This window comes from Candidatus Cloacimonadota bacterium, from assembly GCA_012522635.1.
Lineage (GTDB): Bacteria > Cloacimonadota > Cloacimonadia > Cloacimonadales > Cloacimonadaceae > Syntrophosphaera.
The window spans coordinates 1-12,946 of the sequence record JAAYKA010000053.1; the positions used below are offsets into that span (position 1 = coordinate 1).

Annotated in this window: 8 protein-coding genes; all 8 read left to right on the forward strand. The window is 48.2% G+C overall.

Annotated elements, in window-relative coordinates; all coding sequences use genetic code 11:
• A partial coding sequence (locus tag GX135_03195; protein ID NLN85098.1) for a hypothetical protein occupies nt 1-478 on the forward strand: 478 nt, incomplete at its 5' end.
• A 287-nt stretch (nt 479-765) separates the two neighbouring features.
• Nucleotides 766-6,498, forward strand: coding sequence for a hypothetical protein (locus tag GX135_03200; GenBank protein NLN85099.1), 5,733 nt, complete (start codon nt 766-768; stop codon nt 6,496-6,498).
• Between the two features lie 5 nt (nt 6,499-6,503).
• Nucleotides 6,504-6,791, forward strand: a complete 288-nt coding sequence (locus GX135_03205) for a hypothetical protein (GenBank protein NLN85100.1) — start codon at nt 6,504-6,506, stop codon at nt 6,789-6,791.
• Nucleotides 6,788-7,546, forward strand: a complete 759-nt coding sequence (locus GX135_03210) for a MotA/TolQ/ExbB proton channel family protein (GenBank protein ID NLN85101.1) — start codon at nt 6,788-6,790, stop codon at nt 7,544-7,546. The genes GX135_03205 and GX135_03210 overlap by 4 nt, the downstream gene beginning before the upstream one ends.
• A 4-nt stretch (nt 7,547-7,550) precedes the next feature.
• A complete protein-coding gene (locus tag GX135_03215; GenBank protein NLN85102.1) occupies nt 7,551-8,084 on the forward strand; it encodes a hypothetical protein in 534 nt (177 codons plus the stop codon).
• Nucleotides 8,081-8,635, forward strand: coding sequence for a biopolymer transporter ExbD (locus GX135_03220; GenBank protein NLN85103.1), 555 nt, complete (start codon nt 8,081-8,083; stop codon nt 8,633-8,635). Before GX135_03215 ends, GX135_03220 begins: the two co-directional genes overlap by 4 nt.
• A gap of 9 nt (nt 8,636-8,644) precedes the next feature.
• A complete protein-coding gene (locus GX135_03225) occupies nt 8,645-10,153 on the forward strand; it encodes a hypothetical protein (protein NLN85104.1) in 1,509 nt (502 codons plus the stop codon).
• Between the two features lie 275 nt (nt 10,154-10,428).
• Nucleotides 10,429-12,801, forward strand: a complete 2,373-nt coding sequence (gene priA, locus GX135_03230; protein ID NLN85105.1) for a primosomal protein N' — start codon at nt 10,429-10,431, stop codon at nt 12,799-12,801.
• Nucleotides 12,802-12,946 lie beyond the last annotated feature (145 nt).

The window sequence follows — 12,946 nt, forward strand, 5'->3', positions numbered from 1 at the left end:
AAAAGATTTCAATGCCGGCGTGAAATACAGCTATAAGAATTTTGGTGTTCGTCTGGGTGCGCAAGCCGTCGAAGACCTTGCCAAGGGCTCTGAAGGCAACGGTTATGAAAATAACTACCGCGTGGCCATTGGGCTTTCCTATCTTTTCGACAAATTCTCCGAAAAAGGCGCCAGCACTCGTCCCAATCTGAGCCTCTATGCCACAGCGGCAGACTTGGAGCCGCAAGTGGTGCCAGGTACCCAGGTTCCAGTTGCAACCACTGACCCCACTACGGGAGACGTGGCCATTGTGACTCCCGGCGGCCAGATTCCCACACCGGGAATTGTGACTCCTGGAGACGAATATAAGACCCTGTCCCCGGAAGCGAAAGACCTTCTTGAAGAGCTTCGCCTACTGCGTATTGAACGCCAAAAAGCCCAAAAAGCCTTGGAAGATCTTCGCCAGTGGCTGCAGGAACTCAAAGAAGAGAACCAATAAATTATTACGCTTGCACACCCTTTTTGAAAGTGCAGGCAACTGCCTACATATTTCCCTTGGTCAAAGCCATGATTCAGGATGCGGCTTCCCAGCTGCATCCTGAATTATGTTTAAAGCCTCTGCAGAAAAGAGATTCTGGACGATAAGTGAGCGGGGTTATGAAAAAATATATCAAACTGTATCTGTTGCTGATATTCACAATAATATCGATTATGCCAGCCTTGGCACAAAGCTCTAATTTGGCTGCTTATTCGGATCCTGAAGTGTCAGCGGCCATGGATTTTTTAATGAATAGGTTGCCCACGTTGGTGGAAAGTAAAGACATCGACACTGCAATCAATGAATATGCGCTTCATTTTGAGAGTTTGAACAAGCTCGACGAAGCAGACCTGATGTATCTGATGGGACATTTTTACTCAATTATGGATGCTCCCAGGGCAATTCCCTATTTCGAACTGCTCTTGGAAGATCCCAGGCTGGGTGAAGATGCCCGCTCGATGTTCCAACTGCTTATTTATCAGAGAGCCACAGAACATATTCAAAAACGCGACCCGCGTGAAGCAGCGGAATTCCTCGAAGACGTCATGAACAACTTTTCCACAGGGCGCTACTATCCCACCTACCTATTTCTTTGGGCAGACCTATTGGCGGAAGAGGCTGAGGATACAAGAGTTCAAAACTATGTGGATGCCTACGAGGCAAACAAGGACTGGATTAAATATACTTTTGTGGCAAAAAGGAAAGCCATCGTTCAGCGCCTAGATGATTTGGATCTCAAAGCTTTCTATTCAAAGCCCGATCAGGCTGGGGCTGAAGCCCTGAAAAACAGGGTGGACAAAATCCAGGAAGACCTCAGAGACCTTTACAACGAATTCCAAGCCATTCCTGGTTTGATGTTTTCCGACGCCATCAGACGCATTTCCGATGAAGAGATGAATGCCTTGGATAGATTCAAAGCGCAGATTAAACCCTTTGAATCCGTGCCCCCCATTGATCTTGAATACCTTGCTTCCCTGGAGCCCAGCGATCCAGACGCCGCAGTTTTCGCCCGCTACCGTGAGGGCGCCTTAAATCTGAAGACAGTGAAAGATTATTCCGATCTCATCAACAAGACTTTGGATCTCATCGATCGCTTTTTCGAAAACCAATATGAGATTTTTATCAGCCAATATCCCACCGCAGCCAGCGTGGGATACAGCGATTTGGAACTGAAGCTGCTGATGGATATCGAACGCAACATATATCTTTACACCGATATCGTGGCGGGCATTGATGAACTTATGTCTGATCCAAACTATGCCAGTCTGAATATCGATATGGAACCCGAGCGCCAGGAATATTTGGAGAAAATTGCCGAATTACAGAACCGCAAGGAACGCTACCTGGCAATTAGGAGAAGCCATGATAGTGTTGAAGAACGCATTTTTATGGAGCTTCTGGAAGAATATTACGCCACCACTCGCGACAAAAGAACCCTGGATGAACTGCTGCCCGATCTCGAAGATGTGATGCTGGCCATGATCCAGAAAAACTTCCCCCAGGATCAAAAAGATGCTATTGAGCAGGAATATCTGAGAGTACAAAAAGTTGGCTTGGAAGATTTTCCTGTAGACGCCACCTTCCTGGCAAACCTGGACTTCCTGAATCTGATTATGGATTATCGCAAAGTTCATCACAAAGAACAGGAACGCCTGAAAAACATCGACCAGATTGGTGAGGCTGAACAACACGCTCAATATCAAGCTATCATCCAAGAAAAATCCGAGCTTTTGGGACGCCATGAACACTTTGTTACCGCCAATCCCGGCTTCAAGGCAATGGAACAACCCAGTGGTGGTTATCTTCTCAATACCGCGGTTCTCTATTACAATATGGCAGAACTTCAATATGCGGTGGATCTCGACAATCCTGAAAAAGCTTTGGCAAATTATCGTAGAGTTCTGCAAATCAATCCCGATTTTCATCTGCGTGACCGGGTTCTCTATAACATTGCTTATCTCAGCAGTGAGGAAAAAAAGGCGGAAAAATATTCCCAGATTGAAGCTTTTCGCGCTGCCTATCCTAACCGCGAACGTCCCGAGCATCTCAAATTTAGCGAAGCAGATTTCACCGAGGCTGTTAACGCCTACACGGAATTGGCGGATTCTGAAAAATATAAGGATTCACCATATTACGATGAGGCCATCTATCGTCTTGGCGTCTTGAACTTTTTGATTGGTTCCGATGCTGACCAGCCTGTACATTATTACGAAGAGGCAAACCGCCGCTTTGACGTGCTGGTGGCAAATCCCAAAAGCGATTATCGCTTTGATGCTCTCTACCAGAGGGCTTGGGTAAACATGAACCAAGGTGATGAGGCAGCCTTAAAGCTTGCCTTGCAGGATTTTGTGGAGTTGATGGAAGACGCCGATACCAGCAAGATTCGAGATGAATATCTGGCTCAGGATTATCGGATTAATTCCATCGACAACATTGCCTATTCTCTCATCGCGCTGGACGGTTTGGATTTCCACCATCCTTCCAAAGGCGTGCAGGAAATGAACACTGTGATGGCTGGTTATTCGGATATCAAGGTCAAATCTTTGGTTTTGGAAAAAGCCGCGGAGCTCAAGGTTGAGCTTGACGCACCTCTGCAAGCCATTGATTTTATGGAACTTAAGCTGCGCACATCGCCTCTTGAACTAACCAACCCCGCCGTGGTGGATTCCATCATCAAGCTCTATTATACTCCCGGTTTGCAGTTGCGTCCCGGCACAGATCTTGCCCGCATTCGGAATCAAAAATATGATGATATAAAGAAAAACTATGGCAGAGGAACAGCTTGGTATAACCAGAACGTGAAGGACAAAAATCTTGGCGAACCCGTTTTGGCTCAACAGCTTGAGATTATTCACGAGGCTTACGAGCACATCCGCATACGCCATTATAATGACCTTCTTGATTCCGCTTCGGACGAACACAAAACTCTCTACGACGGGCACATTGCCAGTTTCGAGGGTTATGAAGAACTCTTTGAAAGTCCGGAATCCCTGCTTGCTTTTAAAAACCAAAACCGCAGGTCATCCACCATTTTGGCGAGTGTGATGGCTGAAAAACGCAACACTCCCCGCGACTATGAAAACGCGATCCAAGTTTTGCGTGCCTACAATGAAGACTTTGCAAACAATCCCGATTACTTCAACAACGAAGGTTTAATCTATCAATACACCCAGAATATCTTTACCGAATTGAATCCCCAGTTCGATAAATCAGGATTCAAACCAGCCGCAGGCCTGCCTCAAAGCAGAAATGAGCTTTACGAAAAATACCGCGACGCATCCTTGAAGTTCTACTCTGTTCTTGTGAACTCCTCAAATACTGATGCCAGAAGCGGTGCGCCTGCCATTTTGATGGAACTGGCGGATGTGGAGCTGAAACAGAATCGATCCCAGGTTGCCAAAACTCGTTACATGACCATTTTGGATAGCGGCGTTCGGCTTGATCAAAGCACCAGCAGAAGCCTGTATCTGAATTTGGCTCAGATTGAGGAAAATGCCGCAAACTATTCTGAAGCTGAAAGAATGTACGTCGCTGCCAAAGATTTTGCCAACGATTCCGCCGATGCGAATGAGATTGAAAATCTTGTTCGGCTTCAGATTCAGAACAACTATGAAAAAGCGGAAAAAGGGGGAGATTATCTGACTGTTGCCCAAGAACTTATGCGGCTTTCCGAGAAGTTTGCCAATGAACCGGCCCGCAGCCAGGGTTATGTGTTCCAAGCTTCCGAGGCTTATTTGAAAGCTGGGGAATACAACCGCGCCATCGACCTCAAAACCGGCTTAGCCCGTCAAAAAACATCCCTGGACGAAAAATATGCTCTCTACGATCAAAGCTGGTCAATCTCCCAAGACAAACTCAAAGACCCTGTCAAAACCCAGGCTCTGAAAAACGAGTTCATCAGGGATTTCCCTTCCAGCAATTACGCTTTCCTCCTCAGGGTTGACCTAATTGAAGAAATGAGGAAAGAACCCGCCAAACTCGGTAGTGCTGCCAGCATGTATTTGGATCTTCACAGAGACGTCAAGGCAGGCTCAATCGACAGCGGGGAAGTCACTCCTCAGGATGTATATCTCTGGGCGGTTGATATTTACAGGGATCAAAAAAATGAGGATAAGGTAATTGAAACCCTCAGCTATTTTGTTCAGACCTATCCGACCCATCCCAGAACCATTGATTTTCTTGCCCTTTTGGCAGACACGCATCTTGCCCGTGGGGACGAAGACAATTTTGAATACTATGCCCGTGAGCTCTATCAGAGTGATAAAACCAAGAGCGACCGCTACCTCGTGGTGGCAAATCGCAAATTGGGAGCCTTGGCTCAGGATTTCGATGCTGCTTATGAAGAAAAGAATTGGAATCTGGCTTTCGATAAGCGCGATGACTTCAAACTCCAGGAATCCAAATATATCGCCGAAGGGTTGCGCGTTAACACATCAAAAGCCCACGAAGCTTTCTCTTTTGCCGAAAAAGAATATGCCGCCATCCTGGCCAGACAGGATTATCTGACCAGTTTTGACCGCCAACTCGACGGCATCGAAAAAGGCGAATTCCTCACCAGCACGCCGAACCAATTGATATCTGTGACCGCACAGACCACTTGGCAAAAGCACTTATTTGGAGGCACCCCAAACCGGGTTCCCGCCTTCAAGGAAAGAACCGAACGCGAAGTGCAAAAGATTGTTAAATTGCTCCAAAATGATCAAGCTGACCATCTGGATAACCAACGCCGTCTCCGCGCTCTCAGCCTCATTGCCAAAATTAACGACCATGCCGCCAACGTGGTGGAAACCCAGATAAACAAATACATCCAGACAACAAATGAAATGGCGGGCTTCAGAGACCGCAGGCAATACAGTCAGGCACAATTTGACAGACTGATTAATGACCAGATTCTGCCCTACTCACAGCCTTACGTGGATATGTTCCTGGCCAGCTCCAGTGCAATCTCTTTGGATATCGACAACAACAATTTCACCGCTGGCTACTACGATATATACGCAAACACCGCCAACGACAAGCTCTTGGAGCGCAATTTGTTACCGGATTATGCCGAGGAACCCCATCCCCTGAATGCGGATTGGAAAATCACTTTGGTTAAACCCAACGGCAGCAGCCAAAAACTCAATATCTCCAGCTTTGGTTTGGAAACAATGACCAACGGACGAGATTTGGCTGCCTACGAGATTCCAGCCGGTCACAATCTGTCACTGGAGCGGGAATTCAACTTCCCCACAAAACCCGAATTTGCCTATCTCTATCTGGTTTACGACCAACAACCCCAGCTAACGCTGAACTCAAAAAAACTGGATCCAGTTTACATCCCTGTGGATGAACTTACCACGGGCAAAGTTTACGCGCTGCGCATACCTGGGGATGTCTTCAGAGAAGGCAAAAACAGCTTCCAGGGAAGTTTTCCAAATTCCACTGCGATAGGCGCGCCCATCCGTTTTGGAGCCAGCTTCTTCTTTGAAGCGGACGATGAATCCTATGATTTATTCTTGGATTCACAGAATATCGTTTCGGACTCGGATTGGATTGTGATTGTGAAAGACCCTGAAACTGGGGAAGACACGAGGTCCTACGCCGTTGTCGCTGAATATTTTAACCTGCCCGTGGATAAATCCATCTTCCTCACAGATGAATCCGCCCTGCCCATTTGGGCTCAAGAAACGCAGGATTTCCTCTATGAGACGGTAATATTTGAAAAACAGTTTGAGCTGGAAGTGGAATTGCTGGAAGCCCATCTGGATTTTGTGGCGCCAAACAGTGCCGTGATTCTGCTGAATGGCAGGCGGTTGGGACAAGCATATCAGATGGAGTATAACACCGAACCTTTCAAAGCCAAACCCATCCGGGTGGAACTCCCTGTGACGAACCTTCGCACGGGGCTCAACACCCTCAGGATTGAGGTTCATAACAACTCTTCCCTGAACCGGGGAATGATGGCCCAGCTTAGTTTGATACAGTTCTCCAAGGAGTAACATAGATGAAGAAACTTTTGATTGTCAGCACCCTGCTTCTGTTTGGCATCACGTTTTGTCTGGCGCAGGTCAACATTAGCCCTGCTCCCCAGCAAGATGAGATCCCGGAGCTTCAGATCCAGATCAAGACCATGATGCCCGATATCAGCGTGGTCCAGATTAAATCCGACACCTACGCGCCGGCTGCCAAGTATGATTTCACCATAAACATGGATGTAATCAGGCAAGCCAGCAAACAACAACTTGAAAATTGGAACCAAAAAATAAAGAATTGGCTAGAGGAGTCAAAATGAAAGCTAAACATATCGTTCTCGTGATCCTAACATTATTCGTTGCGGTTGGAGCCCTTTCAGCTCAAACAGCAACCACGGCCCAAACAGAAACCGTGAATCTTGCCACCATCTTCAATGATAGTGGGATCTTTGGCTATTTAATTGTGCTGGTCTTCCTCATCGGTATCGTTTACGCTATCGTACGTTATGTCCAGCTTTACCACCGGGAAAAAATCAACGCCCAAAACCTTTACAAAAGCCTCAAAGGCTACATCAAAAACAACCAGATTGATGAAGCCATCAAGATTACGGACAAGCTGAAAAGCACCACACTCGGTTTCATATTCTTCAGCGGACTTTCCGTTTATAAAGATGTGCGCCAGAGCGCGAAATCTCATGAAGATATCAGCGACCAGGTCCAGAACGCCTTCGACGAAGCGGTTCTGCAAAAGGTTTACAAGCTGGATGCCGGTCTCTTTTGGTTTGACACCCTGGCTCAGGTTTGCACCTATTTGGGGCTTCTGGGAACGATTTGGGGTCTTCTGTTGGCCTTTGCCGCTCTCAGCAATCCCGAAATTGCTGACTCCCAAAAGAACCTCTTGCTTTCAGCCGGGATAAAAACCGCCATTGGCACCACAGCGCTGGGGCTCTTGGCTGCCATCCCGCTCACATTCATAAAAGGATGGCTGATGGGCAGGGCTCAAAAGCTGATCAACGAAATCGACGAATATAGCGTAAAACTGATTAACTTTATCAATATCTCAGCAAAAGGATAAGAAAATGGCATACCGTCCTTCAGCAGGAAGGAACCAACGCCCAGTTAGCGAGCCGAAGATTCCGGACATCACTCCGATTATGAATCTTTTTCTCACCATCATTCCTTTTCTGCTTCTGATGTTGGTGATAACCCAGGTGGCGCTGGTGGCCTTCAATTTTTCCGCCGCTCCCCCGGGTGCGTCAGCCTCTCTTGATGGCACTGGAGGTTCCCAAAAGGATATACCGGACATCACGGTGATTATCATGGCTTCCACGGATCCCCAAAACACCATCAGTCCCGGTTTTGAGATTAGGGAACCCAGCCAAACTTCCAAGGTGGATATGGTCGCTGGACGGTTTGATTATGTCTCGCTGAACGCCAACCTGAAACGGATTAGAGAAAACTATCCGGATCTTAAAGATATCAGTGTGGCGCCCTACGACGACGTGGAATATAACGATTTGATCAAAACCATCGATATCTGCCGTAACAACAATTTTAGCGGGGTTCATTACAAGGCTCCTCAAGTTCGATACTATGTGGGAGGAAGTTCATGAGTCATCTGATGAAATCCAAAACCCTAAACCGCAAGGTGCGCAGAAAATTCCCCGAAAGCAGTGGTCTTTCCATCATTTCGCTGGTGGATATCCTCACCATTCTGCTGGTTTTCCTCATGAAAAACGTGTCCATGGAAGTGCAGAAACACACCATGCCAAACAACATGACCTTTCCGGTCACCATGGAAAAACGCGACCTGCTGGAAAACAAGGGAACCACTCTGGTTCAGATTTATCCAGACCGCATCCTGTTGGGAGAGCAAGGCATCTATTTTGGAACCTTGCAAGAGTTTGCCAGCGACCAAAATAAACGCGAAGCAATCTTCAACTATCTGCAAAACACAGCTTTGGAGATTTTGGCAGACAAAGATGACGACGGCAATCCCAAAACTCCCACAGCCCTGCTGATTCAAGCGGATAAAAGCATACCTTGCTGGTATATCACCGAATTTGTAAGCTTGGGAACCAGCTCCTTTCACGATTACATCTATTTTGCCACCCTCCTGGAAACTGATTGGCTTGAAAAAAGTAAATCGATCACCAGTGGGTAAGGAGGTATGATGGCAAAGACAATATTAAACCTGCAATTGTTCTATCGCGGCAAGCATTTGGATACGATCCGGGACAAAACCGACTTCACCAAAAGTTGGATGATTGGAACGGACAAACACCTGTTCTGGCAAATCCTGGACGACTCCAAAAGCATGCCCCGCAAACACAAATTCCTGGATAGGCGAGGAAATGACTATTATCTTCACTTGCCTGCTGGCTCCAGCCTAAGCTGCAGCAAAGACAGTAAACCCCTGGATGCCAACGACTTGCAAAGCGGCGGTATCCTCGCGGGTTCTCTGCTGAAGCTTGGCCCAGGTCTCTCTGGAACGGTGCAGCTCAATCCGGATTACGAGGTTCGTTTTGATTATACGGAACCGCGCATAGTCGTTTTGAAGCCTCAGGAACAGGCTGTTGTAAACAGCAGCATGCAACCGCGGCATCTGACTTCCGAAGAGCGCAGCCAAACTGGTTTTATTCTGCTTTTCCTCATTCTGGGTATAGCATTTGTGCTCATTTACGACCAAGTGGTGAAGCCCAGGCTGGACCGAGCCAAAGCTGTTGTGGAACTATCTGGGCTTGAAAAGGCCCGCCGCATTGAGGCAGACCGAAGCCTTGCCGATCCTTCCAGAATGGATTTTGCCGATCGCCAAGAGCTGGATCAGCCCGCAGACAGAAGCTCAGAGGAAGCTGGCAAAGCTTCGCCAGACAGGAAAAAGACAGTGTCCAAAGGCACTACATCCGGCGGCGGCAGAGGTTCCGGAACCACAGACGTTGGAAAAGTTTTTGGACAGTCTGGTCCTCCGGGAGCCTCATCAGGTGCCTCAAGGCCACATTATGCCGTGACAGGACTGCAATCCTTTGTGACAGCGTCTCCTGGAGTGCGCTCAGGCGAAGGCATTGGTGGAACATCCGGTGCTCCCAGCTTCGATTCCAAAGCCTCCTCAGGATTTTCTGGAACCTATGATCCGGGTAACATCCAAGGTTATGATCCCTCCGGCTCCGGCATCAGCAGGGTTGCGGATAAGCTTCCTCAGCAGGCTGGCTCACTTTTGCCGCCTGGAGTTCCCACCCAAACATTCACCGGAGATGCTTCCAAGCTGAAACCTTCCGCATCCAGTCCCACTCAGTCCATCCCTTCGGCTCAGGAACAAGCTAAAAAAGTGACGCAAACTGTCACCCAACCCAAAGATGTCAGCAAAATACCTGAACCCGAAGTTAAGATTCCAAAGCCTGCCTACACCGGCTCTGATGCCAATGTCATCTACAGCCAGATCTCAGCCAGAAAAGGCCAGATCGAACAGGCATACCGCCGCAATGCGGCAATCAAGAGACAGACCGGATCCATCAATGTGGTCATGAACATCGGTGCCGATGGCGCCGTGTCTGCCCAAGTGAGTACAAGCAGCGCCACCTTCACTCAGGCTTTTCTCAGTGAAGTGAAAAGCATTGTGGAATCCTGGCGCTTCAACGTTTCTCAAGCAACCAAATATCAGTTTAGAGTTACTCTGACAGCCTAATACGAATCACGAGAAGCTTGGGCCCCACAACTCCATGGGGCCCTTGTTTTTTAAGGTGAAAAATGGGGGCACCTGCTTCGCTCTTTTTTCCAACTCCACATCCTTTGCACTCTCCTGCGTGAGCCTCGCGTCAAAGAATCGGGTTGCCCACGAGGGGGATAAATGGAGATTTTGGGCTGGAATAAAGTGCGGCTCAAGCAGGAAAAAAGCGGGTGATTTCACAGGGTTCGACAGATTTTGATTGACACAAAAGGGACTTCCTTCAAGCTTTCACCATGTATTACCATGTTGTTCATCTGCCTTTATCCTTAAACCGTGATTTTCACTATAGCTCTTCGGAACGTCTGCTTCCGGGAGTTCGTGTTTTGGTGTCTTTTAAAGGCAGGGACATAATCGGCATCTGCGGTGAAGCACTGCGCGAAGCACCTTCCAGCAACATCAGCTACAGACCCATTCTTGAGGTTTTGGATGAAAAGCCTGTTTTGGGACCAAAACTGATGGAACTTGCCCGCTTTATGGCAGATTATTACCGCTGTTCAATGGGCAGCGCCTGCTTTGCCATGCTGCCTGCCTGGTTGATTCCAGATGTGGATGCTGAGGTCAGATGGCTGTCCGCGGAGGTTCCAGCCGGCTATGAAGAGCTGGCAGCTTCTTTGGCGGATGGCTTTCCCAAACAGCTTTCCGAGCTCCGCAAACAAATCCGGGGCAAGCCGGTTCTCAGCTTGGTGGAAAGCGGAGCCGAAGCCGGACTTTTGGAGCTGAAACGCAAACTCAGCCCCAAGGATAAACCCAAAACCCTGAATTATGTCCGCCTTTTGGAACGTGAACCGGATTTGGACGCTTTTCCCGTGCGGCAACGTGAAGTGTTGCAAATGCTTTTGAACCTTCCGGATGAGGAATTTCCCCTTGCCCGCATCGCGGATACAGTTTCCTATTCCGTAATCAAAGCCCTGCAAAAAAAAGGAATGCTTTCCATCGCACCGAAGCAGGTGGAAAGGGAGTTTTTCAGCTATGAAGGTGGTCAAGTTCCCAAAACCGTGATTTTGAATGAAGAACAGCTCCAAGCCGTGAAAGATATTTCCCAGGGAGATGGTTCTGGCAGTGCAGACCTGCTTTTTGGCATCACGGGAAGCGGGAAAACCGAGGTTTATATTCCCCTCATCCGGGATTGCCTCAAAGCTGGAAAAGGCGTCATTTTCCTGATTCCCGAAATTGCTTTAACGCCGCAAATGGTGGAGCGGTTTCAGGGGGAATTCGGCTCCATTTTGGCCATCAGCCACAGCCAATTAAGCAATCGACAGCGGCTGGATCAATGGCGCAGAATTGCATCCGGACAGTGCCGGCTCGTGATTGGAGCCCGCAGCGCCGTTTTTGCACCTCTGCCGGATTTGGGGCTCATAATTGTGGATGAAGAGCACGAGCAATCCTACAAACAGGATTCCAATCCGCGCTACAACGGACGTGACCTGGCTGTGATGCGGGCAAAGATTGAGAACGCCCGTATTGTTTTGGGAAGCGCCACTCCTTCCTTGGAATCCTGGCACAACCAGACAATCGGAAAATATAGATTGCACGTTCTTGAGAGCAGACCTCTGGACGTGAAATTGCCCGAAGTGGAAGTGATTTCCCTGCGGGAAGATTATGCCCAACAGCTTCTGTCAGATGAACTTATCGCTGCCATTGCCACACGCCTGGAAAAGAAAGAACAGGTAATCCTCTTTCAAAATCGGCGTGGCTTTTCCTCATTTATGCAATGCCTGAAATGTGGTGAACTTATCAAATGCACGAATTGCGAGATTAGCATGTATTATCATCGCGACCGCGAGGAAATGCAATGTCACTATTGCGGAAACTACTATCCCAGCCCGCGCAAATGTCCTAAATGCGGCGCTTTTAGCTTTTCTTATGGTTCACCCGGAACCCAAAAAGTGGAGCAGATTCTGCGTATTCTTTTCCCTCAAGCGCGGATTCTGCGTCTGGATTCAGATTCCGCCCGCCGCCAGGAAAGCCATAAGTCCATGTATCGCAGGATGAAAGACCGTGAAGTGGATATCTTGCTGGGCACTCAGATGATTTCCAAAGGACTGGATTTTCCCAATGTGACCCTGGTGGGCATCATCAACGCGGATATCAGCCTGAATGTTCCGGATTTCCGCTCTGCGGAACGCACTTTCCAGCTTTGCACTCAAGTGGCTGGAAGGGCTGGACGAGCCGACAAACGCGGTGAAGTCATCATTCAAACCCATAACCCAGAGCATTATGCCATCGTTCATGCCGCTGCGCAGGACTACCGTGCTTTTGCCCGTGAAGAGCTTTCTCACCGTCGGCAATTGAATTATCCGCCCTTTTACCGTTTGGGCAGAATTTTGTTCCAAAGCACGGACTGCGCCCAGCTTGAACAGGAAATGGAGATTCTGGGCGATAAAATACAGAATATCAGCTTTCCATTCGGTTCAGACGAGCTGTTTATCCTGGGTCCCGCGCCCGCGCCGATGTCAAAAATCAATAAATTGCATCGTTGGCACCTAATCTTTAAAGCTCGAAGCCCGTCCATCTTAAAGCAAGCTCTGACAAAGGTTTTCGAGATTTACACGCCTTCCCGTTCCTTGAGGGCTTACATGGATATCGACCCCTTAAACCTGATGTGAGCCGCACCCAAAACTTTTTACTTGCCAAAAAACTGAGGAAGTTAAACTTGCCAAAAAACAAGGAGTTTCTCATGAAAGATCTCGAAAAGAATGATTGCCACTGCGGTAAGGATTGCGATTGCGAAGGTCATGAACACGACCATCA